Origin of the sequence: Burkholderia sp. BE12, assembly GCF_002959955.1 — a bacterium.
Classification (GTDB): domain Bacteria; phylum Pseudomonadota; class Gammaproteobacteria; order Burkholderiales; family Burkholderiaceae; genus Burkholderia.
This window is the reverse complement of sequence record NZ_PREY01000025.1, coordinates 31,576-56,723: the sequence shown is the minus strand read 5'-3', so window position 1 is coordinate 56,723 and position 25,148 is coordinate 31,576. Positions and strand designations below refer to the sequence as shown.

Annotated in this window: 20 protein-coding genes; 14 read left to right on the top strand and 6 right to left on the bottom strand. The window is 67.2% G+C overall.

Features of this window, described 5'->3' with window-relative positions:
- Positions 1 to 150 precede the first annotated feature (150 nt).
- The 3 genes from C4B30_RS25045 to C4B30_RS25035 all read right to left on the bottom strand — a co-directional run bounded on the left by C4B30_RS25045 (position 151) and on the right by C4B30_RS25035 (position 3,446).
- A complete protein-coding gene (locus tag C4B30_RS25045; protein WP_089500530.1) occupies positions 151 to 1,575 on the bottom strand; it encodes an MFS transporter in 1,425 nt (474 codons plus the stop codon).
- 161 nt (positions 1,576 to 1,736) lie between these two features.
- A complete protein-coding gene (locus C4B30_RS25040; protein WP_027781349.1) occupies positions 1,737 to 2,498 on the bottom strand; it encodes an ABC transporter permease in 762 nt (253 codons plus the stop codon).
- A gap of 3 nt (positions 2,499 to 2,501) precedes the next feature.
- Positions 2,502 to 3,446 carry an ABC transporter ATP-binding protein gene (locus tag C4B30_RS25035; protein ID WP_027781348.1) on the bottom strand — a complete coding sequence of 315 codons (945 nt, stop codon included), beginning with the start codon at positions 3,444 to 3,446 and terminating at the stop codon, positions 2,502 to 2,504.
- A 424-nt stretch (positions 3,447 to 3,870) separates the two neighbouring features.
- Between C4B30_RS25035 and C4B30_RS25025 the strand changes: the two genes are divergently transcribed.
- From C4B30_RS25025 to C4B30_RS25000, 6 genes are all read left to right on the top strand, one after another.
- Positions 3,871 to 4,167: a cupin domain-containing protein gene (locus C4B30_RS25025; protein WP_089500529.1), complete on the top strand. Its 297-nt coding sequence runs from the start codon at positions 3,871 to 3,873 to the stop codon at positions 4,165 to 4,167.
- A 643-nt stretch (positions 4,168 to 4,810) separates the two neighbouring features.
- A complete protein-coding gene (locus tag C4B30_RS25020) occupies positions 4,811 to 6,427 on the top strand; it encodes a DUF2957 domain-containing protein (RefSeq protein WP_089500528.1) in 1,617 nt (538 codons plus the stop codon).
- A gap of 71 nt (positions 6,428 to 6,498) precedes the next feature.
- Entirely contained in the window at positions 6,499 to 7,752 is a 1,254-nt protein-coding gene (locus C4B30_RS25015; protein WP_089500527.1) for a DUF2957 domain-containing protein, read from the top strand.
- Between the two features lie 73 nt (positions 7,753 to 7,825).
- Positions 7,826 to 8,650, top strand: a complete 825-nt coding sequence (locus tag C4B30_RS25010; RefSeq protein WP_027781344.1) for an OmpW/AlkL family protein — start codon at positions 7,826 to 7,828, stop codon at positions 8,648 to 8,650.
- A gap of 120 nt (positions 8,651 to 8,770) precedes the next feature.
- The gene (locus C4B30_RS25005) at positions 8,771 to 9,274 is read left to right on the top strand and encodes a hypothetical protein (RefSeq protein WP_027781343.1); all 504 of its coding nucleotides are present in this window, start codon (positions 8,771 to 8,773) and stop codon (positions 9,272 to 9,274) included.
- A 234-nt stretch (positions 9,275 to 9,508) separates the two neighbouring features.
- Entirely contained in the window at positions 9,509 to 10,630 is a 1,122-nt protein-coding gene (locus C4B30_RS25000) for a hypothetical protein (protein ID WP_089500526.1), read from the top strand.
- A 74-nt stretch (positions 10,631 to 10,704) separates the two neighbouring features.
- On the opposite strand, the gene betA is transcribed toward C4B30_RS25000, so the two are convergent.
- The 3 genes from betA to betI are packed head-to-tail and all read right to left on the bottom strand — an operon-like array spanning position 10,705 to position 14,506.
- Positions 10,705 to 12,405 carry a choline dehydrogenase gene (gene betA, locus C4B30_RS24995; protein ID WP_089500525.1) on the bottom strand — a complete coding sequence of 567 codons (1,701 nt, stop codon included), beginning with the start codon at positions 12,403 to 12,405 and terminating at the stop codon, positions 10,705 to 10,707.
- Between the two features lie 14 nt (positions 12,406 to 12,419).
- Positions 12,420 to 13,889, bottom strand: coding sequence for a betaine-aldehyde dehydrogenase (gene betB, locus C4B30_RS24990; protein ID WP_089500524.1), 1,470 nt, complete (start codon positions 13,887 to 13,889; stop codon positions 12,420 to 12,422).
- 32 nt (positions 13,890 to 13,921) lie between these two features.
- Positions 13,922 to 14,506: a transcriptional regulator BetI gene (betI, locus tag C4B30_RS24985; protein WP_089502228.1), complete on the bottom strand. Its 585-nt coding sequence runs from the start codon at positions 14,504 to 14,506 to the stop codon at positions 13,922 to 13,924.
- A gap of 721 nt (positions 14,507 to 15,227) precedes the next feature.
- On the opposite strand from betI, the gene C4B30_RS24975 reads away from it, so the two are divergent.
- From C4B30_RS24975 to fdhA, 8 genes are all read left to right on the top strand, one after another.
- On the top strand, positions 15,228 to 16,130 hold the full coding sequence (locus tag C4B30_RS24975; protein ID WP_089502226.1) for an alpha/beta fold hydrolase: 903 nt from the start codon (positions 15,228 to 15,230) through the stop codon (positions 16,128 to 16,130).
- 67 nt (positions 16,131 to 16,197) lie between these two features.
- The gene (locus C4B30_RS24970; RefSeq protein WP_027781337.1) at positions 16,198 to 16,767 is read left to right on the top strand and encodes a methyltransferase family protein; all 570 of its coding nucleotides are present in this window, start codon (positions 16,198 to 16,200) and stop codon (positions 16,765 to 16,767) included.
- Between the two features lie 17 nt (positions 16,768 to 16,784).
- The gene (locus C4B30_RS24965; RefSeq protein WP_089502225.1) at positions 16,785 to 18,068 is read left to right on the top strand and encodes a glycosyltransferase; all 1,284 of its coding nucleotides are present in this window, start codon (positions 16,785 to 16,787) and stop codon (positions 18,066 to 18,068) included.
- A complete protein-coding gene (locus C4B30_RS24960) occupies positions 18,065 to 19,660 on the top strand; it encodes a DHA2 family efflux MFS transporter permease subunit (protein WP_089502224.1) in 1,596 nt (531 codons plus the stop codon). The genes C4B30_RS24965 and C4B30_RS24960 overlap by 4 nt, the downstream gene beginning before the upstream one ends.
- 10 nt (positions 19,661 to 19,670) lie before the next feature.
- On the top strand, positions 19,671 to 20,609 hold the full coding sequence (locus tag C4B30_RS24955) for a glycosyltransferase family 2 protein (protein ID WP_089502223.1): 939 nt from the start codon (positions 19,671 to 19,673) through the stop codon (positions 20,607 to 20,609).
- 11 nt (positions 20,610 to 20,620) lie between these two features.
- Entirely contained in the window at positions 20,621 to 22,459 is a 1,839-nt protein-coding gene (locus tag C4B30_RS24950) for an efflux transporter outer membrane subunit (RefSeq protein WP_089502419.1), read from the top strand.
- Positions 22,459 to 23,649, top strand: coding sequence for an HlyD family secretion protein (locus tag C4B30_RS24945; protein ID WP_089502222.1), 1,191 nt, complete (start codon positions 22,459 to 22,461; stop codon positions 23,647 to 23,649). Before C4B30_RS24950 ends, C4B30_RS24945 begins: the two co-directional genes overlap by 1 nt.
- Before the next feature lie 250 nt (positions 23,650 to 23,899).
- Complete coding sequence (gene fdhA, locus C4B30_RS24935; RefSeq protein WP_027781331.1) at positions 23,900 to 25,096, top strand: formaldehyde dehydrogenase, glutathione-independent; 1,197 nt, start codon at positions 23,900 to 23,902, stop codon at positions 25,094 to 25,096.
- The last annotated feature ends 52 nt before the right edge of the window (positions 25,097 to 25,148 follow it).

Here is a 25,148-nt window from a genome sequence, read left to right as displayed (position 1 = left end):
TGCGCGAGCGACGGCAGGTAGTCCGCGCGCGAACCGTCGATCCAGACTAGCAGCGTCCACCGGATGCGAAGCCGGTCGGTTCATGCAACGGGCCGGGCACGGCGCTGAACGCCCACCAGGCCCGAAACGGGCTCGAAGCCCGCCCGGCGATCAGGACGCCTCGTCCGCCGCCGCCGCCGGATACCGTCCGCTGCCGCCCGCGTCGTCGCCTGCCGCCAGTTGCTCCAGCGCGAGCCCTTTCGTCTCGATCCCGAGGGTCCACACGGCGATGGCCGCCGCGACGAACGACAGCGCGCCGAGCGTGAACACGCCGCCCTGGCCGAACACCGGCAACACGACGCCGACCACGTAAGGCCCGATCAGCGAGCCGACGCGACCGATCGCCGACGCGAAGCCCGAACCGGTCGCGCGTGCGCCGGTGCCGTACAGCTCGGGCGTGTACGTGTACAGCGCCGCCCACATCCCGAACAGGAAGAACTGCATCGCGAGGCCCGTGACGATCAGCAGCGTCGTGCTGCCGCCGTACAGCGCGCTCTGGCCGTATGCGTACGCCATCGCGCCGCCGCCGATCAGCGACGCGATGCAGGTCGGCTTGCGACCCCAGCGTTCGACGAGCCACGCGGCGCACAGGAAGCCCGGCACGCCGCCGAGCGAGATCAGCACCGTGTAGAACACCGATTTCGTGACTTCGAAGCCGGCCTGCTGCAGCAGCGCGCCGAGCCACGACGTGAGGCCGTAGAAGCCGAGCAGCGCGAAGAACCACAGCAGCCACACCATCACCGTGCGGCGGCGGTACACGCCGCTCCAGATCTCGCGCAGCGCGCCGCGACCACGGGCGGCGGCCGGCTCGGCGAGCCGCGACGGCGGCGGCAGCGTCGCGACGCCGGCCGAGCGCATCACCTTTGCCTCGATCGCGTGCATCACCGTGTCGGCTTCCGCGTGCCGGCCCGCATGTTCGAGCCAGCGCGGCGATTCCGGCACGATACGCCGCACGACGAGCACGAACACGGCCGGAATCGCGAGCAGCGCGAACACGGTGCGCCAGCCGAATTGCGGCAGCACGAAATACGCGACGATGCCGGCCGTGATGAAGCCGAGCGGCCAGAAGCCGTCCATCAGCGCGATCAGGCGGCCGCGCTTCTCGGCCGGCACGAATTCGGACAGCAGCGTCTGCGCGACCGGAAACTCCATTCCCATCCCGATGCCGAGCAGCACGCGGTAGACGATCAGCGCGTCGACGCTCTGCGCGGTCGAGCACAGGTACGACGCGGCGCCCCACAGCACCATGCTCCACTGGAATACGGGCCGGCGGCCGAAGCGGTCGGCGAGCAGGCCGGCGACGGCCGCGCCGAGCACCATCCCGAAGAAGCTCGCGCTCGCGACGAGGCCGGCGGCCGCGGTCGACAGCCCGAACTCCTTGCGGATCGAGCCGAGCACGAACGTCATCGTGCCGAGATCGACCGAATCGAAGAAGAACGCGATCGCGATGATGAAGAAGATCCGCTTGTGATAGCCGGAGAACGGCAGGCGTTCGAGCCGGGCGGCGGCGGAGGCGGGAGCGGTGGCGGCGGGCATGGCGTCCTCTGAAATGAAAAAGGGGCCGCGCAGCGCATGCTCCAGGGCCCCGATGCTTCGTATTCAGTAGACGCGACCACAAACTGCCGCATCAGAGGAAAAACGCCGCCTGCTTGCCCAAATGCGTCATCGGCGGGCGGCGCGCGTGACGCCGGCCGGCGTCAATTCTTCAGTTTGTAGCCGGTGCGGAACATCCACGCGACGATCGCGAGCAGGATCACGAGGAACAGCGCGGTCGCGGCGAGGCTGATCCACACGTGCACGTCGGCGATCCCGTAGAACGACCAGCGAAAGCCGCTGATCAGGTAGACGATCGGATTGAACAGCGTGATCACGCGCCACGCGGGCGGCAGCATGTCGACCGAGTAGAAACTGCCGCCGAGGAACGTGAGCGGCGTGATGATCAACAGCGGTACGAGCTGCAGTTTCTCGAAGCTGTCGGCCCAGATGCCGATCACGAAGCCGAACAGGCTGAACGTGATGGCCGTCAGCACGAGGAACAGCACCATCCAGAACGGATGCAGGATGTGCAGCGGCACGAACAGGCCGGCCGTGGCGAGGATGATCACGCCGAGCAGGATCGACTTCGACGCGGCCGCGCCGACGTACGCGATCACGATTTCCCAGTAAGACACGGGCGCGGACAGGATCTCGTAGATCGTACCCGTGAAGCGCGGGAAGTAGATGCCGAACGACGCGTTCGAGATGCTCTGCGACAGCAGCGACAGCATCACGAGGCCCGGCACGATGAACGACCCGTAGCCGATGCCGTTCACGTCGCTGATGCGCGAGCCGATCGCCGAGCCGAACACGACGAAATACAGCGACGTCGAGATCACCGGCGCGATGATGCTCTGCATCAGCGTGCGGCGCGTGCGGGCCATTTCTGCGCGGTAGATCGCGCGGATTCCATGCCAGTTCATGCGTCAGGCTCCTTGCACGCCGTTGCGGCGGTTGTCGATCAGGCTGACGAAAATGTCTTCCAGCGAGCTCTGCGTCGTGTGCAGGTCGCGAAAGCCGATGCCGGCCGAGCCGAGCGCATTGATGAGCTTCGCGATGCTCGCGTCGTCGCGCTGCGAGTCGTACGTATAGACGAGCGCGGCGCCGTCTTCCGCGCGTTCGAGCCCGAACGGCGCGAGCGCGGGCGGCACGTCCGCGAGCGGCTGTTCGAGCTGCACGGTGAGCTGTTTCTTGCCGAGCTTGCGCATCAGTTCGCGCTTTTCCTCGACGAGCACGAGCTCGCCGCCGAGGATGATGCCGATCCGGTCGGCCATCTCCTCGGCTTCCTCGATGTAGTGCGTGGTCAGCAGGATCGTCACGCCGCTTTCGCGCAGCGAATCGACGAGCTTCCACATGTCGCGGCGCAGCTCGACGTCGACGCCGGCCGTCGGTTCGTCGAGGAACAGGATGCGCGGCTCGTGCGACAGCGCCTTCGCGATCATCACGCGGCGCTTCATGCCGCCCGACAGTGTCATCAGCTTGTTGTCGCGCTTGTCCCACAGCGACAGCGCCTTCAGCGTCTTCTCGATGTACGCGGGATCGGGCGCCTTGCCGAACAGGCCGCGGCTGAACGACACGGTGGCCCAGACGGTTTCGAATGCGTCGGTGGTCAGCTCCTGCGGCACGAGGCCGATCATTTCGCGGGCCGCGCGGTATTGATCGCGGATGTCGTGGCCGCCGACCGTCACGCGGCCTTCGGTCGGCGTGACGATGCCGCAGATCGAGCCGATCAGCGTCGTCTTGCCGGCGCCGTTCGGCCCGAGCAGCGCGAAGATCTCGCCGGGGCGGATGTCGAGGGTCACGTGCTTCAGCGCCTGGAAGCCGGACGCGTAAGTCTTGGAGAGGTCGGAGACGGAAAGGATCGGTTGCATGCTCACGGATGGCACGGCCGCCCGGCGCGACGGCGGGCGCCGCGCGTGCCCGGCGCCGCCGCCGCTGCGAAGCGGCCGGGACCGGGGACGGCATGGCGAACGGGCGTCATGTCGAACGGTATTGTGGTGCGGGATCGCGGGACCGCCATATTAGCAATCGGCAGATCGAAATGCATTCTGGTGGAAAGGCCGGGCAGTGTCGGTGCCGGATTTGCGTGAATTGCCGTGATATCGCTCAATGACTCGGTGTTTTGTTTAAGTGACGCGAATAATCCGGCTTGTTTTGCGCGAACCGGGCAGCGGCCGCGTGGCCGCCCGACGGGCCGGCCGACTGTGCTGTCCGCCGGCCGTCGCGCCGTACCGGGACGGCACGCGTGGCGCTCGCGATAATGCGTTCCTTTCACGATGATACGGAGCGGAGCGCATGTCCTTGATCGATTTCAAATCCGTGGCGGACGCGCAGGCTAGCGCATGGAAATCCACGATCGTCGGCGAAGTGGGGCCGGCCCGGATCAAGGTGCTGCGCATGGATGCGCAGCCTTACGAAGCGGAAGTGCACGACTACGACGAGGGGCTGCTGGTGCTCGACGGCACGCTGATGCTCGAGGTCGACGCGGAAACGGTCGTGGTCGGGGCCGGGCAGATGTACCTCGCGCGCGCCGGCACGCGCCACGCGGTGCTGCCCGGCAGCCACGGCACGCTCGCGATCATCGACGTGTAAGGTTGCGGCGCAACATGCGTGGGGGCCGCTGAAGGCCGGCCGGCTTGGCTCGGCGCGGATTGGCGGTCGACGTTCAAACGCGTGTTCCACGGCCGGGGTATTTGTCTGAGCAAATAAAATGAAGGCTGTTTGAAAAACTGTCAAATACCGTGCAAACGCTAGGATCGCGCGGGTTCATTCGTTTGGAACTCTGCATCCATTTACTTGTGGGAATGGTCCGATCATAGTCTCGACAAACGACGCATCACGATAACGAATCAAGCGTACGTATGGAGACCACACCATGAGACGCCTATCCGCGGGGCCAGCGGGACTGCCGTTTTCCGATTTTTCGCTGAATGCAGGCGCGACGCAGGTCGCGTGGCTGCATCGTCACCTCGCCGTGTAGCGGCAAGCCGTAGCGGCGAGCCGTAGCGGCAAGCCACTTTCCGTTTCGATCGTTCCGCCGGCGCCGTGCCGCATGACGGCGCCGCGGGAGCGCGCTCGTCTGCCGCCGCGGCGTGTGCCGCATGTGCCCGATCGGCATCGCGGCCGTCTTGCGTGCATCGTCATGCGCCGCGCCTTCGTGCGCCGGCGCGATACCAACCGGCGGGCCATGCAGCCTGGCCGGACGAGACTTGTCGTACCTGAAAAGGAGGGGTTGATGATTTGCATTCCTGAATGGCGGAAAGCGATCCTGTCGTGCGCGGTGCTGGCGCTGCCGTTGCTCGTCGCCGGTTGCGGCGGCGGCGACGATCCGGGGCCGATCAACGTGCCGCAGTGCTCGGGCAGCGCATGCGGGCCGAGCGGCGCGGAAACGACGCCGCCGGTGGTGACGAAGCTGTGTCCGGATTCGCTCGACTACACGACAACCTACACCGGCGGTGCGGGTAGCGGCGAATACGTGAAGGTGAAATTCGACACGACGAAGCTTACCTATCAAATGCAGTTCATCGAATCGTCGGTGCCGACCTCGGCGGGGCAAGTCAACAATACGCGCGCGGGCCTGACGATCAGCGGCGCGTTCCATCATCCGACCAATCTTCCGACCGCCGAGCAGAACCGCTGCGCGTTCGTGCTCGACAGCGGCGCGACGAGCGACGGCGCGTATTCGGTGACGATCAAGCGCACCGATCCGCCGATGCTGTTCGTCGGCAACGGGGTTGTCGGCGGCGGGATTCCGGGGGCGACGATTGCGTTCGCCGGCCTCGAGCCGTTCCCGGGCGTCGTGCTCGGCGTGGTGCCGTCGCGTACCTTCGATTTCTATCCGTTCATTGGCTTTACCGACACGGAAACCGACTTCACGAAGGTCGCGGGCAACTACAACGAACTCGGTATCCATCTGTCGCCCGTCGGCGGCAACGCGCAGAGCAGCACGGGGGCGGTCGGGTGGCAACCCGATGTCGTCAACTGGAACCAGACGTTCAATGCCGACGGCTCGTGCACCATCACGGCAGGCAGCGACTACTCGTGCCAGACAACCGGGGCGCCGTGGGCGTTGCGCAAGAATGCGGATGGGTCGGCCGACAACGTGTTCGTGAGCAACGCGGTGGCGAACCAGTTCGGCACGGTCGTGTATCCGTTCGCGGGGCAGGGCTCGGCGATCGTGATTGCGGCGCCCAGCCAGGCGAAGGGCATCATGATCGTCGGCAAGCTGAACGGCGTGCTGGTCCCGGTCGTGATTCGTGTGGGCTACACGCATATCGATGCGAGTGACCTGCTCGCGTCGGTTGCCGATGCCGAAGTGGGGATCTCGATGCTTTCCCGGACCGCCGCCGTCGCGGCAAATTCTCTGAAAGGCGGCTTCATCGGCGCAACGAGCGCATCCGCGTGCGGTGTCGTGGCACCCAGCACCGCGACGTTCGCGATCGCGACTTCGGGCCCGAGCTTCAACAACAACGTGCCGCATCCGGATCTGCCCGGCAGCTTCGACGGCACCTTCTTCCTGGCGCAGGCAGGCAGCTGCAACGACGGCACCGCGGTATCGACGCTCGCCGCCAACTACACGTCGACGCTGTTCCAGGGCAATACCGCGGCATTCATCGACCCACAGACGTCGTCGGTGACCTCGCAGTTTGCGCTCGACTATACGCAGGCCACGCCCGGCAAGATCAAGGTGTCCGCCACGCAGGACTTCAACGCGAAGGGCGCGACCGGCAACGTGGCGATCTTCAGCAAAGGCGACACGGGCTGGCTCGTGACGGCCGGCAACGTCTACGCGATGGTCGTCAACAACAACAAGGTCAACCCGTTCTTCACGGTCGGCGCGTTCGTCCAGTAACGACGTACTGAACACGGAACACCGGCGGCGCATGCGTCGCCGCCGGCGAATCGATATTCAAGAGGATTCCTATGAATGTGAAGAAATGGATGGCCGCGGCGTCGCTCGCGCCCGTGCTCGCCGCATGCGGCGGCGACGGCGACCCGCCGCCCGCGCCGGTGGCCCGGCTGTGCCCGCAGACGATCGACTACAACACGGTGTTCATCGGCGGCTCCGGGTCGGGCGAGCTCGTGAAAGTGCAGCTCGACACGACGAAGATGACGTACCGGATGACCTACCTCGCGTCGCCGGTGCCGACCGCCACGGGTACCGTGCAGCCGACCCGCGACACAGCTCCCGCGAACGTGGTCGACGGCACGCTGGCGGACGAAACGGGGCTGCCGACGGTGAAGCTGAACCAGTGCACGTTCCGGATGCAGAACGCGAGCCTCGACCCGAGCCGGCCCGCGCGGCTGTTCCTCGGCGAAGGCGTGCTGGGCGGCGCGATTCCCGGAGCGACGATCCAGTTCGACGGCGTGATCGGCGTCGGCAAGATCCCGAAGACGACGTTCCCGTACTACCCGTTCATCAGCTTCTCGTCGCTGGAAACCGACCTGACGAAAATCGCCGGCACGTACAACCAGCTCGGCTATCACCAGGTGCCGTCGCAGAACTTCCAGCCGGTGGCGCTCGACCAGAAGGTGACGATCAACGCGGACGGCAGCTACGTCGAGACCGACAACTTCGGCAAGAAGAACGGCGGGCAGCCGCTTGCATCGAGCGCAACCGTGAACCAGCCGTTCACGCTGCGCCCGGATGCGCCGGCATTCCAGTCGCTCAACTACCAGCCGCAGATTCCGCCGACGCTCGCCGCGCTCGATCCGGCGAAGGCCGGCAAGGGAATCCTGATCGTCGGCAAGCTGCGCAACCAGCTCGTGCCGATCTTCATCCGCACCGGCGCCGCGAACGCGGACCTCACGCAAGGGCCGCCGAGCGCGGACGACGAATCGGGTATTTCGATCCTGAGTCCGCAAGCAGCGATCGCGCAGGGCTCGCAGAACGGCGAGTACACGGGCGTCGACAGCGCGTTCAACTACCGCGCGACCGCGCTGATCGGCGCGCAGGCCACGCTGCTCGATCCGTTCAACGCGTCGCAGGCCGCGCTCGCGCGCGCGCTGAACCTCGACTACACGCAAAAGGTGCCGGGCGTCGTCACGACCGTGCATGCGGATGCGGCGTCGGGGCCGGCGACCGGCAAGTTCGTGTTCACCGGCGGCGTGTTCGGGTTCCTCGACATGACCGATACGAGCAATCCGTACTTCACGGTCGGTGCGTTCGTGCAGTGACCGCGCGTGGATGGAGACACGGCGGCGCCGCGCGCAGATGCGCGGCGCCCGGACAGAATGAGGGGGAGACTTCATGAAGAAGCTGATCATCGCGGGTGTCGTCGCAGGCGTGTCGACGCTCGCATCGGCCCAGCAGGCGGGCGACAACGTCGCGACGCTCGGATGGCTGCACATCATGCCGCAGGATTCGACCAACGGGCTGACGACGAATCTCGCAGGCATGCCGATCAACGGGCCGCTGCGCCTGCCCGGGTCGTTCACGTCGCCGGGCACGAGCCTGACGGTCAACAATGCCGATACGGTCGGCCTCACGCTTACGCACTTCTTCACCGACCACATCGCGGTCACGTCGGTGCTCGGGATTCCGCCCGAGTTCACGCTGACGGGCCACGGCGTGATCCGGCCGCCCGGGCCGGCCGGTGCGCTCGGCGACGTCAACATGGACAAGTCGGCGAACCAGCCGGCCGTGAAGAACGCGCGGCAGTGGAGTCCGACGATCATTCTGCAGTACTACTTCAACTCGTCGACCGCGCGGTTTCGCCCGTTCGTCGGGATCGGCGTGGCTTACAGCTGGTTCAGCAACATCGAGCTGAACGGCAACTTCGCGAAGGACATCAACGAGAACCTCGGCAGCGTGCTCGCCGCCGGCGCCGGCAAGCCGGGGGCGACGTCGGTGGAGGGCAAGGCGTCGTCGTCGTTTACGCCGGTCTACAACGTCGGCGCGAGCTACGCGATCAACAAGCACTGGGGGCTGACGGCGACGCTGACATACATGCCGCTGAAGACCTACTCGTCGCTGGTGATCAAGGCAGCCGACGGGTCGACGCTCGCGACCACGCGCACGCGGCTGAAGGCCGACCCGCTGATCACGTTCGTCGGGATCTCCTACAAGTTCTGAGCCGACCGGCGCGCATGACGTGTGCCGGCGGCTTCCTGCGACCGACTGGCCGGATCGTTCCGGCCGGACGGTCGCGTTCCTGGCGGCGTGCCGCCATTTGTGAAGAGAGGGGCAGTTCAAATGAGCATTCGCAAAATCGTATCGCTTGTTGCTGCAGTGGCTTTCACCGCGGTTTCGGCCGCGCCTGCTTTCGCAGTCACCGTTTCGCGCGCCGACGGGCAGCCGATGAACCCGAGCGGGGAGCCGTTCTCCGCGACGGGGATCACGGTCCTGGCCAAGGGGTCGATCAACGCGAGTTGTACCGCGACGTTCAACGGCACGATCACCGCGACCGGCATCGTCAACATCACGTCGACGACGTTCGCGGGCGGCGCCACGTGCGGCCTGATCAGCGGTAGCGCGAGCAGCGGGTCGCCGTGGACGGGCCAGGCCGACAGCACGACGCAACTGTCGATCAACAACGCGAAGGTCACCGTTTCGCTGCTCGGCACCTGCGGGCCGAGCAAGGTCGTGACGACGTGGAGCGATCCCAACTCATCGCTGACGTTCAACAACGCGGTGCTGACGCCGGACTGTACGGTCAGCGGCACGATCGGCACGTCGCCGAAGTTCCACGTGCAGTAAGCGTCGCGGATCGAAGCGGGGCGCCCGCCGTGTGCGAGGGCCGTGCGGTATGTGCGGCGGGCGTTCGCTTCCTCGATGCATTCGTTTTGTCGCGCGTATCGGCGCGACGGCGGGCTGGCCGCACATGTCGCGATCCGACGTGCGTGGCCTTGCAGGGCCGGCGCGGCATACCGCGCCACCCGATTCGACTGAAACAACGCCATTCCGATTGGCCAGAATACTCGCGGACGACCCATGCTTACCGATCCAGAAAAGTATGGCGATGCCAGCGGCGCGACGCCTGATCGGCTGCGCACGGCCGCGTGGCTGCAGTACCTGATCGAACATCTCGACGCTGCCGTCTGTGCGACGGCGGCGGTAGATGCCGGCGACACGACAATCGCCGCTTCACATTCGATACGCGTGCGTGCGGGCGCACGCCTGTCCCGCGAAGCGGCAGCGGCCCTTCACCGGCTCGCACCGTGGATCGCAACGGACGGCGGCGGCTGCGCATGCGACCCGGTCGATCCGCGCGGCGCATGCTCGCATGTGCCTTCCGCGCGGCAGCTTACCGAAGCCGAACGTTGCTGCCCTGGCTCGCGCGCGGTGTTCGACGCCGCACACGGCGTGATCGATGCGTGCGCATTCGATGATCCCGATGTCGGCTTGGCCGCGCTCGGGCGGATTGCCGGCGGTGTCGAATGCAGCGGCGGCGACGCGGGCACACGCATCGCGAACGAACATGACGGGCAGCGCGAGACGCCGCCTGCGAAGAACCTGAGAGAAAGACTGACCGCCGTCACGGCAACGAGTGGGGAAACGCCGGCCCGTCCCGGCGCCATCATCGACGCGGTCGTGCTGCGCGTGTGCGGCCCGCGTGACGACGCATCACGGATCGACGAGATGGCCGCGCTCGCGATGTTCTCGGCCGAGCTCGCGGCCGGCAACGGTGCTTCCGTTCACGCATACGGCGGCCAGCACAACCTCGTCGCGCGGGCGATCCGAAAGCATCGCGCCGATCTCGCGTCGGTGGACGGGCTGCTTGCTTCACTCGCCGTTTGCCGGCTCGATCAACTCGTCGGTGCAGGCAGCTTCTGGGCGTATTACCTTCTGGCGGGCATCGTGATTGCAGCACCGGATGTGGTGCAGGAAATCGCCCGTCGCTTTCATGGCGATACATGGCAGACGTGGCTCGGCGACGTGCTCGCACGGCCGGCGGTCAGCCGTTTCGGGCCGGAAGAGGATGTCGCATTCGACCGCCTGCGCGATGCGATGAGCCTGACGTCGCGGTGGAACCCGATCGTTCGCGCCAAGCGGATGCGGACGCGCGGCGTTTCGGCAACCCGGCCACGCAGCGCAGGCGGGAAGGCGCAATGAAAACGCGGCTCGTGGCGAGAACGCCGCGAGCCGCGAGGGGAGTATCGCGGCGCCCGTCGCGGGCGCCGGATCGATCAGACCGTCTCGGGTTGCCGCGCGGCCTTCGCGACATTGCGCGCCAATGCGCCGTTCGCGACGAAGTACGGCACGTCGACACGTGCGAGCGGCGTGCGGCCGCGGATCTTGTCGGCGATCTTCTCGGCGATCATGATCGTCGGCGCGTTCAGGTTGCCGGTCGTGATGATCGGCATGATCGACGCATCGACGACGCGCAGCCCGTCGAGCCCGTGCACGCGGCCTTCTTCATCGACCACCGCCATGTCGTCGTAACCCATCTTGCACGAGCACGACGGATGGAACGCCGTTTCCGCGCGAGCACGCACGAACGCGTCGAGCTCCTTGTCGCTCTTGCAGTCGGCGCCCGGATTCAGCTCGCGGCCGCGATAGCGATCGAGCGCCGGCTGCCGCATGATTTCGCGCGTCGCACGGATCGCGTCGCGGAACTCGCGCCAGTCGAGCGCTTCGGCCATGTAGTTGAACAGGATGCTCGGATGGTCGTTCGGGTCGCGCGAGCGCAGCTTCACGCGGCCGCGGCTCGGCGAACGCATCGAGCCGACGTGCGCCTGGAAGCCGTGCATCTCGATCGCGTTCGAGCCGTTGTAGTTGATCGCCACCGGCAGGAAGTGATACTGGATGTTCGGCCACAGGTCGTCGTCGCGCGTGCGGATGAAGCCGCCCGCCTCGAAGTGATTGCTTGCGCCGAGGCCGGTGCCGTTCAGCACCCATTCGAGGCCGATCTTCGGCTGGTTCCACCACTTGAGCGCCGGATACAGCGAGACCGGCTCCTTGCACTCGTACTGGATGTACATCTCCAGGTGATCCTGAAGATTCTGGCCGACGCCGGGCAGGTCGAGCACGACGGGAATGTCGAGTTCCTTCAGCCACGCGCCGGGGCCGACGCCCGAGCGCTGCAGCAGTTGCGGCGACGCGATCGCGCCGCTGCACACGAGCACTTCGCGGCGTGCGTGCGCGGTCGCGCGCTCGCTGCCGCGCAGGTAGGTGACGCCCGACGCGCGCTTGCCGTCGAACAGGATGCGGTCGGCGAGCGCGTGCGTGACGATCTCGAGGTTCGACCGCACCTTCGCCTGGTCGAGATAGCCACGCGCGGTGCTCGCGCGGCGGCCCTTCGGCGTGACGGTACGGTCCATCGGGCCGAAGCCTTCCTGCTGATAACCGTTCAGGTCGTCCGTGCGCGGATAGCCGGCCTGCACGCCCGCATCGACCATCGCCTCGAACAGCGGGTTCACGCCCGGCTTGCTGGTGGTGACCGACACGGGGCCGCTACCGCCGTGATAGTCGTTCGGGCCGACGTCGCGCGTCTCGGCTTTCTTGAAGTACGGCAGGCAGTCGAGATACGTCCAGTTCTCGAGGCCCTTGTGCGTCGACCAGTTGTCGTAGTCGAGCGCGTTGCCGCGGATGTAGCACATCCCGTTGATCAGCGACGAGCCGCCGAGCCCCTTGCCGCGGCCGCACTCCATCCGGCGGTTGTCCATGTGCGGCTCGGGGTCGGTCTCGTACGCCCAGTTGTAACGGCGGCCCTGCAGCGGATAGGCGAGGGCGGCAGGCATCTGCGTGCGGAAGTCGAAGCGGTAGTCGGGGCCGCCCGCCTCGAGCAGCAGCACCGTGACGTCCGGATCTTCCGTCAGCCGCGTGGCGAGCACGTTGCCCGCGGAACCCGCGCCGCAGATGATGTAGTCGTATTCGCGTGTCGTCATGACGGTCAATCTCCTTAAAACACCGGGTTGTAGCGGCCGAGCTCGACCTGCACCGACTTGATTCGAGTGTAGTGCTCGAGCGTCGTGATGCCGTTCTCGCGCCCGACACCGGATTGCTTGTATCCGCCAACCGGCATTTCGGCCGGCGATTCGCCCCACGTGTTGATCCAGCAGATGCCGGCTTCGAGGCGATGGATCGTGCGGTGCGCGCGCGACAGGTTCTCGGTCACGACGCCGGCCGCGAGCCCGTAGTGCGTGTCGTTCGCGCGGGCGATCACTTCGTCCTCCGATTCGAAATCGAGGATGCTCATCACCGGCCCGAAGATTTCCTCGCGCACGATCTTCATGTCGTCGCGGCAATCGCCGAACACGGTCGGCGCGACGTACTGGCCGCTGCCGAAGTGGCCGTCGGTCAGGCGCGTGCCGCCCGCGAGCAGCTTCGCGCCCTCGGCCTTGCCGCTTTCGATGAAGCCGAGCACCTTGTCGAGCTGCGCGGCCGACACGAGCGGGCCGAAGTTGGTGTCGGCATCGGTCGGTTTGCCCACGCGAATGCGCTTCACGCGTTCGAGCACCTTCGTCGTGAACGCGTCCTTGATCGAGCGGTGGACGAACACGCGCGTCCCGTTGGTGCAGACCTGGCCCGAGCTGAAGAAGTTGGCGGTCACCGCGATGTCGGCCGCGCGGTCGAGGTCTGCATCGTCGAACACGATCAGCGGCGACTTGCCGCCGAGTTCCATCGTCACTTCCTTCAGCGACGATGCGCCGGCCAGCGACATCACCTTCTTGCCGGTTTCGACGCCGCCGGTGAACGACACCTTCGCGATGTCCGGGTGGCCGGTGAGCAGCGCGCCGACCGAGCCGTCGCCCTGCACGACGTTGAACACGCCGGCCGGCACGCCGGCTTCCGTATAGATTTCCGCGAGCTTCAGCGCGGTGAGCGGCGTGACTTCGCTCGGCTTGAACACCATCGCGTTGCCGGCCGCGAGCGCGGGTGCCGTTTTCCAGCAGGCGATCTGGATTGGATAATTCCATGCGCCGATGCCCGCGCACACGCCGAGCGGCTCACGGCGTGTGTACACGAACGACTCGGCGCGCAGCGGTACCTGCAGCCCTTCGATCGCGGTCGCGAGGCCCGCGTAGTACTCGATCACGTCCGCGCCGGTGACGATGTCGACCGCGAGCGTCTCGCCGATCGGCTTGCCGGTGTCGCGCGTCTCGATGGCCGCGAGTTCGTCGTTGCGCTCGCGCAGCAGGTCGACCGCGCGGCGCAGGATGCGCGAGCGCTGCATCGCGGTCATCGCCGCCCATTCGCGCTGGCCTTCCCGCGCGGACGCAACCGCGCGGTCGACGTCGGCCGCGCTCGCCTGCTGCACCTGCGCGAGCAGTTCGCCGGTGGCCGGATCGAAGGTGTCGAAAGTCTTGCCGCTCGTGGCGTCGACGTAACCGCCGCCGATGTAGAGGCGCTGCAAACCGAATACGGACATGAGGATCTCCTTGAGGGCGACTGCGTGACGCGTCAGTCGGACGCGAGCAGCAGGTCGATGTAATCGTGGGCGAGCTTCAACGCGGCTCGGGTGTCGATCGGGCCGCCGGCGAGCGCGCCGCGCAGCCACAGGCCGTCGATCAGCGCGGCGAGGCCGCTGGCGGCTTCGCGCGCCTGGGTGCGCGGCAATGCCTTCGCGAACTCGGCGCACAGGTTCGAATGGAGGCGCCGCGTATTGACGTGCTGCAGGCGCTTGAGCATCGGGTCGTGCATGCTCTGCGACCAGAACGCGAGCCACGTCTTCATCACGGGCGCGCTGACCTGCGTGACGTCGAAGTTCGCGGCGACGACCGCGCGCAGCCGCGAACGCGGATCCTTGCGTGCGGCGACGCGGCGGCGCGTGGTGGCCGCCCACAGGTCGCGCAGCACGTGCCGCATCGTCGCTTCGAGCAGGCCGTCCTTGTCGCCGAAGTAATGGCTGACGATGCCCGTCGAGATGTTCGCGCGTTGCGCGACCGATGCGAGCGTCGTGCCGGGCAGGCCCGCTTCGTCGATCGAGCGCAACGTGGCGTCGATCAACTGCGCGCGGCGTATCTCCCGCATTCCGACTTTCGGCATCGTGACTCCCTTCGCCCGGTCGGGCCGTCCATGGAAGTCGAGAGCTTAGCGGTTTTTTATTGAACGATCAATCAACAAAAAATCGGGGTCGGACAATAGGCTGCGTTCCAAACGGAAGCGTTCATCACACCCTGGAGCCCATGTGCAAGTGCGGAAAAACGAATTGAAAGAAGGTTAAATAAGTTTAAATCTGTTTAAAACGGTTCGTGGAAATCCGACGCAATGAGGAGGGCTGTTTCTATAACTGATTTCATTACAAATCGAAAGAGTGTCGAAATCTGCAATATTATTCACGATGTGAAATTGTTAAGCCGGATCGTGAAGATGGATAGTTTTGTAAAAACCGTTTCAATCAGCCGATTTAAACCATATAAACCATTGAATATAAATAAGAATGTGTGATTTTTCAACACTGAATCAGGTTGCTCGCAAACGATTGCCACGCTCTTTTTCGAGATTCCGCATACCATAGAAATCAATAAATAAATTTGAATTTGGCGTATTTCCGGCTCGAGTAGAGGGATTTTTGGAATGACTTGAGTAAGTAATATCGACCGTATTAGTATGGCGCCGCACCACGAGGAATGAATGGCACCGCCGGCCATTGCCGCGGTGCGTCGGCAATGCGCGCGTCGACCGACAGCGCACCGGGTCGGCGCCAGCCATTGCGCACTTGCAGCATGCCGCGACGTCGAGACGCCGCATCCACCGGAGAACGACGATGCCGACCGAAAAACACGTGGTCCCGCTGCCGAATGGTCTGAAGGTCTACGTCGAACGGAACGTGTTCGATCCGGCCTTCGACACGGCGATGCTCGTCAACGGCGCGCTCGCGACGACCGCGTCGTTCGGCCAGACCGTCCAGTATCTCGGCGAGCGGATGAACACGATCTGCTTCGACCTGCCGTATGCGGGGCAGTCGCGCCAGCACAACCCCGGCTGCTTCATCCTGACCAAGGACGACGAAGCCGCGATCCTCCAGTACCTGGTCGAGCGCTTCGCGCCGGCGTTCCTCGTGTCGGTGTCGTGGGGCGGCGTCGCGTCGCTGTTCGCGCTCGCGCGCGGTTGCCCGAGCGTGCGGCGCGCGGCGATCTGTTCGTTCTCGCCGTTCCTGAACGATGCAATGGTCGACTACGTGACGCGCGCCCGCGACCACATCGCGGCCGGCGAGAACCTGAAGGCCGCGCAGTTGCTGAACGACACCGTCGGCCGCTATCTGCCGCGCATCATGAAGCTGTACAACTACCGGTATCTCACGCGCCTGCCGCGCGACGAGCAGGACCAGGTCGCGTTCCACGTCGACCAGATCCTGTCGTTGCAGCCCGAGCGCTACTTCAGCGAGTTCTCGAACATCGGCTGCGAGCTGCTGTTCCTGAACGGCGAGCGCGACGAATACACGACGCCGGCCGACGTGCGTCAGCTCGGCGCGCACGTGGCGCGTGCGCGATTCGCGACGGTGCCGGACGCCGGCCATTTCCTCGACATCGAAGGCCGTGCGCAGCGCGAATACACCCGTACCGCGCTGCTCGATTTTTTCTGCGGCGAAGCGTCCGGCGCGAGCGGCATCGCACGTGCCGCCGCGCACGCGTGCATGCCCGCGCCGATACACGCGTTGTCGTCGTGACGTCGTCCGTCGTGCATCGGGCTCGTCCCGCGCATCCGAATTCCCATCCCAACGAGGCAGGCCAGCCGTGAATATCGTTCAGACCATCGCCATCGTCGTTCCGTGGGCCGCGTGGCTCGCGTACTGGATCGCCACGTCGCAGGGCGTCAAGACGACCGTGCGCAAGGAAGCGTCGCGCTCGCGCACGCTGCAGTCGATTCCGCTGATCGTCGGCGGCGCGCTGATCATCCTGCCCGATCCGTCGTGGCAGGCGCTCGCGCCCGACTGGCAGCGCTTCGGGCTGCAGGCACAGTGCGGGCTCGCGGTGCTGGTGGCCGGCCTGCTGTTCTCGGTGTGGGCGCGGCTGCATCTGGGCACGAACTGGAGCGTATCGGTCACGCTGAAGGAAGATCACGAACTCGTGCGCACGGGGCCGTATGCGCTCGTGCGTCACCCGATCTACACCGGCTGCCTGATCGCGCTGGTCGGCGCCGCACTGATCGGCGGCGAATGGCGCGGCGCGATCGGCGTGCTGCTCGTGTTCGCGTCGCTCGCGTACAAGGTGCGCGTCGAGGAGAACTGGCTGACCGGATACTTCGGGCCGGCCTATGCGCAGTATCGCCGCGAAGTGGCGGCGCTGATCCCCGGCTTTTACTGACCTCCGCGAGGCGCGCGATGGCGAAGATGATCGTGACCGCGATCGGTTCGGCGGGCGACGTGCATCCGATGCTCGGTATCGCGCGCACGCTCGCGGCGCGCGGTCACGAGGTCGTGTTCTGCACGCACGCGCCGTTCGAGGCGGCCGTGCGCCGCTGCGGGTTCGCGTTCGTGCCGGTCGGCACCGCGGCCGACTACGACGCGGCGATGGCGAATCCGGCGCTGTGGGATCCGCGCACGTCGTTCCGCACGCTGTGGCAGGTGATCGCGCCGACGCTGCGCCCGCATTACGACGCGCTGCGCGCGCTGGCCGATGCCGACACGGTGCTGGTCGGCACGCTGTGGGCATTTTCCGCGCGCTTCATGCAGGAACTGCACGGCACGCCGTACGTGTCGGTGCAGGTGTCGCCGTCGACGCTGCTGTCCGCGCATGCGCCGCCGACCCACCCGCGCCTGACGATTCCCGCCCGCTGGCCGTTGCCGGTGAAGTCGGCGCTGATGACGCTGATCGAGCGGCAGGTGCTCGACCGCGTGTGCGGTCCGGCGCTCGACGCGGTGCGCCGCGAGCTCGGGCTCGCGCCCGCGCGGCGCGTGCTCGGCCGCTGGCTGCATTCGACCGACGGCGTGCTGTGCCTGTTTCCCCGCTGGTTCGCGCCGCCGCAGCCCGACTGGCCGTCGAACCATCTGCAAAGCGGTTTTCCGTTGTTCAACGATATCGCGACACCCGACGACGATGTGGCACTCGATGCGTTTCTCGCGGCCGGCGAGCCCCCGGTCGTGTTCACGGCCGGTTCGACGCTCATCGATCACGCGGCCTATGCGCGCGCGGCGGCGGACGCGCTGCGCGCGACCGGCGCGCGCGGGATCCTGCTGACGCCGCACGACGCGGCGCAGGACGGCGACCGGCTGCTCATGCGCCGTTTCGTGCCGATGCGCACGCTGCTGCCGCGTTGCCGTGCGCTCGTGCATCACGGCGGAATCGGCACGGCGGCGCTCGCGTGCGAAGCCGGCATCGTGCAGGTCGTCACGCCGTTCGCGCACGACCAGTTCGACAACGCGCAACGCGTCGTCGCGAACGGCTGCGGCGTGCGGGTCGACGGCCCGCTCGACGGCGTGCGGCTCGGGGCGGCGCTCGCGCGCGCGCTCGACGAACCCGCGTTCGCGCTACATGCGCAGCGTACGCGCGCGCTGCTCGCGGCCGCGCCGGACGGCTGCGGCGCGGCCGCCGATTTCATCGAACGATTCATGCCCAGGCGCGGGCGGACGGCCGCGCGGGCCGATGTCGCGGTGGCCGGCGCATGAGCACCGCATCGCCGCTTCACGACGGGCCCGTCGCGCCGTCCGCGTTCGACGTGCCGGCGCCCGTGCCGGCCGCGCAGCCGGTACGCGGCATCCGGCTCGCGCTGCTGACGTTCGCGCTGTCGCTCGCGACCTTCATCGAAGTGCTGGACTCGACCGTGACGAACGTCGCGGTGCCGGCGATCTCCGGCAGCCTCGGCGTATCGAACAGCCAGGGCACGTGGGTGATCAGTTCCTATTCGGTCGCGGCCGCGATCGCGGTGCCGCTGACCGGCTGGCTCGCACGGCGCGTCGGCGAGCTGCGGCTGTTCGTCGGCGCGGTGCTGCTGTTTACGCTGACGTCGCTGCTGTGCGGGCTCGCGCGCGACCTGCACGTGCTCGTGATCTGCCGTGCGCTGCAGGGATTGTGTTCGGGGCCGATGGTGCCGCTGTCGCAGACGATCCTGCTGCGCACCTTTCCGCCCGACAAACGCACGATCGCACTCGCGCTGTGGGCGATGACGGTGCTGCTCGCGCCGATCTTCGGGCCGGTGGTCGGCGGCTGGATCGTCGACAACTTCTCGTGGCCGTGGATCTTCCTGATCAATTTGCCGATCGGGCTGTTCTCGTTCGCGGTGTGCACCGCGATGCTGCGCCCCGACGCGCAGCGCGGCGCGGCCGGCCCGATCGACGTGCCGGGCATCGTGCTGCTCGTGATTGGCGTCGGCTCGCTCCAGGCGATGCTCGATCTCGGCCACGACCGCGGCTGGTTCGATTCGCCGCTGATCGTCACGCTCGCGGTGGTCGCGGCACTCGCGATCGTGTCGCTGCTGATCTGGGAAGCGGGCGAAGCGCATCCCGTGGTCGATCTGAGCCTGTTTCGCGACCGCACGTTCTCGTTCTGCGTGCTGATCATCTCGCTCGGGATGATGAGCTTCTCCGTGGTCGGCGTCGTGTTTCCGCTGTGGATGCAGGCCGTGATGGGCTACAACGCGTTTCATGCGGGGCTCGCGACCGCGTCGCTCGGCGTGCTCGCGCTCGTGTTCTCGATCCTCGTCGGGCTGCATGCGCACCGCTTCGACGCGCGCGTGCTCGCGACGTTCGGCTTCCTCGTCTTCGCGGCCGTGCTCGCATGGGACGCGCATTTCACGCTGAAGATGACGTTCGCGCAGATCGCCGCGCCGGGGCTGATCCAGGGGATCGGGCTGCCGTGCTTCTTCATTCCGCTGACTGCCGCGACGCTGTCGCGCATTCCGGACGACCGGCTCGCTGCCGCGTCGAGCCTGTCGAATTTCCTGCGCACGCTGTCGGCCGCATTCGGCACCGCGATGAGCGTGACGCTGTGGGATAACCGCGCAACCTATCACTACGACGTCGTGTCGCAATCGGTCACGCATGCATCGACGAACACGCAACGCTTCGTGCACGCGCTGAACGCGATGGGCGTGGACGGCGTGCGCGAACTGACGACGCTGCATCAGGTCGTGATGCAGCAGGCCTACATGATGGCGACCAACGACATGTTCTGGATGGCGAGCATGACGTGTCTCGCGCTCGCGGCGATGATGTGGCTGACGCGGCCCAGGCGCGGCGCGGCAGCATCGTTCGGGCATTGAGGAGCGGACCATGACGACACTCGGCGCACTCGTGATCCTGTATCACCCGAGCGACGCGCAGCTCGACGCGCTGCGCGGATGGCGGCACGCGTGCGACGCGCTGCTCGTCGTCGACAACACGCCGCAGCCCGATGAGCGGGCCCGCGCGCTGTGCGCGCGCGAAGGCATCGTGTTGCTGCATCACGGCAATCGCGGCGGTATCGCGGGCGCGTACAACGCGGGGCTCGCGGCGCTGTTTCGCGACCGCGTCGACGCGGTCGCGCTGTTCGACCAGGATTCGTCGGTGCCGGCCGCGTATTTCCCGACGATGCGCGAGGTCTGCGCGGGACGCGCGGGGCACGCGTTCCTCGCAGGCCCGCGCATCTTCGACGAGAACGCGCGCACCTTCCTGCCCGAACTCGCGACGAACGGCATCGGCTTGCGCCGCCTGCGCATCGAACCGGGCACGCCGATGCAGCGCTGCGCCTTCCTGATCTCGTCGGGCTGCGTCGTGTCGCGCGAAGCGTTCGACGTGCTCGGCCGTTTCGACGAGACGCTGTTCATCGATCACGTCGACACCGAATACAGTTTCCGCGCACTGTCGCGCAACGTGCCGCTCTATGTCGTGCCGTCGCTGGTGCTGCCGCACCGGATCGGCGCGAAACGGCGGCATGCGATCGGCCCTTTTGAAATGACCTCGATGAATCATTCGTGGCAGCGGCGCTACTACAGCGCGCGCAATGCGGTGCAGCTCGGCATGCAGTACGGGCTGCGCTTTCCGGTGGCGCTCGTGCCGAACCTGCTGACCGTGTGGCAGATCGTGCAGATCGCGCTCGTCGAGCGCGACAAGCGCGCGAAGCTGGCCGGCATCCTGTTCGGCGTCGCGGATGGCCTGTTCGGCCGGCTCGGCCCGCTCGAGCGCACGCGGCCGCGTCTGGCCGCGCGCACGCAGAGCATTCGACAGGGGTGACGATGCGGCGGATGAAACAAGCGGCGGGTTCAGCGCGTGGCGTCAAGGGCGGCTGGTTGATCGCGGCGGCCGCGGCAATGCTCGCACTGGGCGGATGCGTGCCGTCGGGTTTCCTGCCGGAGCTGTCGCTGCGCGCGCCGGCCGACGATGCGCTCGCGCATACCGTCGGCCCGGGCGCGAACGGCGCGTGGCCGGCGCCCGACTGGGTGAAGCAGCTCCAGGATCCGCAACTCGACGACCTGGTCGCCGAGGCGTCGCGGAACAGCCCCGATGTGCAGGTCGCGCAGGCGCGCCTGCGGATCGTGCAGGCGCAGCTTCAACAGTTCGATTCGCTGACCGGTCTGACGGGCACGGCCGGCGCGACGATCAGCCGCGCACGGATGCCGAAGCCCGGCGACATCGCCGACGTCACGGCCGGCGGCTATCGCGTGCCGGTGCAGATTTTCGGCGATCCGAACGTGTCGCCGTCGTCGATCTTCGTCGGTCTGAACTACCAGCTCGACCTGTGGGGCAAGAACCGCGCCGCGACCAAGAGCCTGATGTCGTTGCGCGACGCGGCCGGCGTGGAGGCCGAGCAGGTCCGGCTGACGCTCGCCGTCGCGATCGTCACCGTGTATTGCCAGCTCGACCAGGCGTACGCGGTACGCGACCTGTTGCAGCAGAAACTGAAGATCAGCCAGCGCGTGACGGCCGTGCTGCGCGAGCGCACCGCGCGCGGCCTCGACAACGCGTACGACGCGAGCGATGCGTCGATCAAGCGCAGCCGCCTGCTCGAACAGATCGCGCTGAACGACGAGCAGATCAAGCTCGCGCAACTGCAACTCGGCGTGCTGTCGGGCCGCGGCCCGGAGCGCGGGCTCGCGCTGCAGCGGCCGCGCGTCGGCGCGTTCGCGGGCGGCGCGGTGCCCGCCCGGCTGCCGGCCGATCTTCTTGGCCGTCGGCCCGACATCGTCGCCGCGCGGCTGCGGGTCGAAGCCGCGTTCGCGAATGCCGACTCGACGCGCGCGCAGTTCTACCCGGACGTGAACCTCGTCGCGCTCGGCGGCGTGTTCGCGTTGACGCCCGCGTCGCTGTTCTCTCGCGATTCGCTCGCCGGCTCCGTCGGCCCGGCGATTTCGCTGCCGATCTTCGATCGCGGCCGGCTGAAGGCGAAGCTCGGCGCCGATGTGGCGCAGGCCGACGTCGCGATCGGGCTGTACAACAAGACCGTCGACGATGCGCTCGGGCAGGTCGCGCAACTCGTCACGTCGCTGCAGACGTCGCAGACGCTCGTCGCACAGCAGCAGGACGCGGTCGCGGCCGCGCAGAAGATCGTGCAGATCGCGGCGGATCGGCATCGACGCGGCGTGCTGATGCAGAAGGACGTCGATGTCGCGGATCTCACGCTGATCGACGAGCGCGCGCAGATGATCGCGTTGCTCGGCAAGCAGCGGACGTTGCGCGTGGGGCTGATCGGCGCGCTGGGCGGCGGGTTCGATGCGGGCGCAACGATGGCGCAGGCGCAGACGCCACCCGTGCATCGAGCGCGCGGCGGGGCGGCCAGGCGCGGGGCGGCGGCTGCCGTGGCCGCGAATCGCGCGGCGGTGGCCGGCCCGTCGAACGGCTCGCCTGCGGAAAGCACTGCAATGTCGCCGGCGGCCGCCACGACGATCGCGCCCGCGCGTGAATCCGCACGGCGCGACGACACGGCGCGCCCGTCGACGATCGGCGCGACCCAACCCGACGCGTCGCCTCGCGGCACGCCCGTTCTCGCGCACACGGCCTCGGCGATCCCGACGCGGGGCGCGTCGCCGATGCCCGCGATTCCCGTCTTCCAGCACGATCGTCTGATCGTTACGCAAAGCGACTGATGCACCACGACAACCTTCATTCCGCCGCACCGCCGGCCGCACTGAAAGACCCGGCAATCGATGCACGCCGCGCGACGCGCCGCAAGCGCTTCACCGTGTTCTTCGCGATCGTGCTGCTGGCCGCGATCGCGTGGACCGCATATTGGTTGTTGAGCGACCGCTATGACGAAGACACCGACGACGCGTACGTCGCGGGCAGCATCGTGCAGGTCGCCGCGCAGATCCCGGGCGCCGTGACCGACGTGGTGGTCGCCGATACGCAGGCCGTGCGCGCCGGACAGACGCTCGTGCGGCTCGACGACACCGAGGCGTCGGTCGCGTTCGCGCAGGCGAAGGCGCAGCTCGCACAGGCCGTGCGCCAGGTCGCGAACGCGAGGATTTCGAACACGATGTACGTCGAGGCCGTGAATGCGCGGCGCGCCGACCTGTCGCTGGCGCAGCGCGCGCTCGCCGCGCGTTCGGGCGCGTCGGTCGAGATCGTCGCGCCGGAAGAACTGGCGCGGGCCCGTGCGGCCGTGGCCGGCGCGCAGGCGAACCTCGCGGCCGCGCAGGCGCAACTCGATGCGGCGCGCGCGCTCGGCGGCAAGCTGCCCATCGACGAAAGCCCGGCCGTCGTGCAGGCGGCCGCGCAGTTCAAGCTCGCGTACCGGAACCTGAAGCGCACGACGATCGTCGCGCCCGTCGACGGCACCATCGGGCAGCGCTCGGTGCAGGTCGGCCAGCAGGTCGGGCCCGGCGTGCCGCTGATGTCGATCGTGCAGCTCGACCGGCTGTGGGTCGAGGCGAATTTCAAGGAAGGGCAGATTCGCCACATGCGCGTCGGGCAGCCGGTCGAGGTCGTGTCGGATCTCTACGGCTCGCGCATCGCCTATCGCGGCCGCGTGCAGGGCTTCTCGGCGGGCACGGGCAGCGCGTTCTCGATGTTGCCGTCGCAGAACGCGGCCGGCAACTGGATCAAGGTCGTGCAGCGCGTGCCGGTCGTGATCGCGATCGATCCGCGCGATCTCGCCGCGCATCCGCTGCGCGTCGGGCTGTCGATGCGCGCGACGGTCGACACGCATGACCGCAATGGCCACGCACTCGACAGCGAGCCGCCGACGCCGGCCGTCGGTACGCGCGTGCACGACGGCGTCGCGAGCGATGCGGAAGCGGCTGCCGCCGCGATCATCCGCGAAAATCAGGGCGGGTAGCGCCTGCCGTCGCGCCAAGGGCCGGCCGCCAAGGGCGGTCCGACCCCGGTGCATCTCGCCTGCGGGGCGTCCCGTCGTTTCTCGTCCGACCTTCGTATTTCCGCCATCGATGTCGGCGCCGATCAAACGTATGTCGCGTTTGAGACATCGGCGCCCCTGCCTCCGGGACTACTCTCGAACAGCACGTTGCGCGTGCGCCGCAAGAGTCGGCGCGCCGCGGCGCCATCCAACGAGACATGGAGACAATACGATGAGCAGCAATCGAGGTGTCGTCTATCTTGGACCGGGCCAGGTCGAAGTCCAGAAAATCGATTATCCGAAGATGGTCGACCCGAGCGGCCGCGCGATCGGCCACGGCGTGATCCTGAAAGTGGTCAGCACGAACATCTGCGGCTCCGACCAGCACATGGTGCGCGGCCGTACGACCGCGCCGGTCGGCCTCGTGCTCGGTCACGAGATCACCGGCGAAGTGGTCGAAGTGGGCCGCGACGTCGAGACGCTGAAGATCGGCGATCTCGTGTCGGTGCCGTTCAACGTCGCGTGCGGCCGCTGCGCGATGTGCAAGGACACGCATACGGGCGTATGCCTGAACGTGAACCCGTCGCGTGCCGGCGGCGCGTACGGCTACGTCGACATGGGCGGCTGGATCGGCGGCCAGGCCGAGTACGTGCTCGTGCCGTATGCCGATTTCAACCTGCTGAAATTCCCGGATCGCGACCAGGCGATGGCGAAGATCCGCGATCTGACCTGCCTGTCCGACATTCTGCCGACCGGTTATCACGGCGCGGTCAGCGCCGGCGTGAAGCCCGGTTCGACGGTCTACATCGCGGGCGCGGGCCCGGTCGGGATGGCGGCGGCCGCATCGGCGCGCCTGCTCGGCGCGGCCGTGACGATCGTCGGCGACATGAACGCGGAGCGCCTCGCGCACGCACGGGCGATGGGATTCGAGACGGTCGACCTGTCGAAGGACGCGTCGCTCGGCGAGCAGATCGAGCAGATTCTCGGCGTGCCGGAGATCGACTGCGCGGTCGACTGCGTCGGCTTCGAGGCGCACGGCCACGGCTCGTCGGGCCATTCGGAGGAAGCACCCGCGACGGTGCTGAACTCGCTGATGGAAATCACGCGCCCGGCCGGCGCGATCGGCATCCCGGGCCTGTACGTGACGGACGATCCGGGCGCGAAGGACAAGGCCGCGCAGCACGGCAGCCTGAGCATCCGCTTCGGCCTCGGCTGGGCGAAGTCGCATTCGTTCTTCACGGGCCAGACGCCGGTGCTGAAGTACAACCGCAACCTGATGCAGGCGATCCTGTTCGACCGGCTGCCGATCGCGAAGATCGTCAACGTCGAAGTGATCTCGCTCGACCAGGCGCCGGAAGGCTACAAGAAGTTCGACGGCGGCGCGCCGCGCAAATTCGTCATCGACCCGCACGGGTTGCTGGCGGCGTGATGCGCTAGCGTTCGACACGCGCGGCACGAAGCGGGCGGTTCCGGAAACGGGC

Coding starts and splice junctions, on each gene's coding strand:
- C4B30_RS25045 (WP_089500530.1), bottom strand. CDS start 1,575: ATGCCCGCCGCCACCGCTCCCGCCTCCGCCGCCGCCCGGCTCGAACGC.
- C4B30_RS25040 (WP_027781349.1), bottom strand. CDS start 2,498: ATGAACTGGCATGGAATCCGCGCGATCTACCGCGCAGAAATGGCCCGC.
- C4B30_RS25035 (WP_027781348.1), bottom strand. CDS start 3,446: ATGCAACCGATCCTTTCCGTCTCCGACCTCTCCAAGACTTACGCGTCC.
- C4B30_RS25025 (WP_089500529.1), top strand. CDS start 3,871: ATGTCCTTGATCGATTTCAAATCCGTGGCGGACGCGCAGGCTAGCGCA.
- C4B30_RS25020 (WP_089500528.1), top strand. CDS start 4,811: ATGATTTGCATTCCTGAATGGCGGAAAGCGATCCTGTCGTGCGCGGTG.
- C4B30_RS25015 (WP_089500527.1), top strand. CDS start 6,499: ATGAATGTGAAGAAATGGATGGCCGCGGCGTCGCTCGCGCCCGTGCTC.
- C4B30_RS25010 (WP_027781344.1), top strand. CDS start 7,826: ATGAAGAAGCTGATCATCGCGGGTGTCGTCGCAGGCGTGTCGACGCTC.
- C4B30_RS25005 (WP_027781343.1), top strand. CDS start 8,771: ATGAGCATTCGCAAAATCGTATCGCTTGTTGCTGCAGTGGCTTTCACC.
- C4B30_RS25000 (WP_089500526.1), top strand. CDS start 9,509: ATGCTTACCGATCCAGAAAAGTATGGCGATGCCAGCGGCGCGACGCCT.
- betA (WP_089500525.1), bottom strand. CDS start 12,405: ATGACGACACGCGAATACGACTACATCATCTGCGGCGCGGGTTCCGCG.
- betB (WP_089500524.1), bottom strand. CDS start 13,889: ATGTCCGTATTCGGTTTGCAGCGCCTCTACATCGGCGGCGGTTACGTC.
- betI (WP_089502228.1), bottom strand. CDS start 14,506: ATGCCGAAAGTCGGAATGCGGGAGATACGCCGCGCGCAGTTGATCGAC.
- C4B30_RS24975 (WP_089502226.1), top strand. CDS start 15,228: ATGCCGACCGAAAAACACGTGGTCCCGCTGCCGAATGGTCTGAAGGTC.
- C4B30_RS24965 (WP_089502225.1), top strand. CDS start 16,785: ATGGCGAAGATGATCGTGACCGCGATCGGTTCGGCGGGCGACGTGCAT.
- C4B30_RS24960 (WP_089502224.1), top strand. CDS start 18,065: ATGAGCACCGCATCGCCGCTTCACGACGGGCCCGTCGCGCCGTCCGCG.
- C4B30_RS24955 (WP_089502223.1), top strand. CDS start 19,671: ATGACGACACTCGGCGCACTCGTGATCCTGTATCACCCGAGCGACGCG.
- C4B30_RS24950 (WP_089502419.1), top strand. CDS start 20,621: ATGAAACAAGCGGCGGGTTCAGCGCGTGGCGTCAAGGGCGGCTGGTTG.
- C4B30_RS24945 (WP_089502222.1), top strand. CDS start 22,459: ATGCACCACGACAACCTTCATTCCGCCGCACCGCCGGCCGCACTGAAA.
- fdhA (WP_027781331.1), top strand. CDS start 23,900: ATGAGCAGCAATCGAGGTGTCGTCTATCTTGGACCGGGCCAGGTCGAA.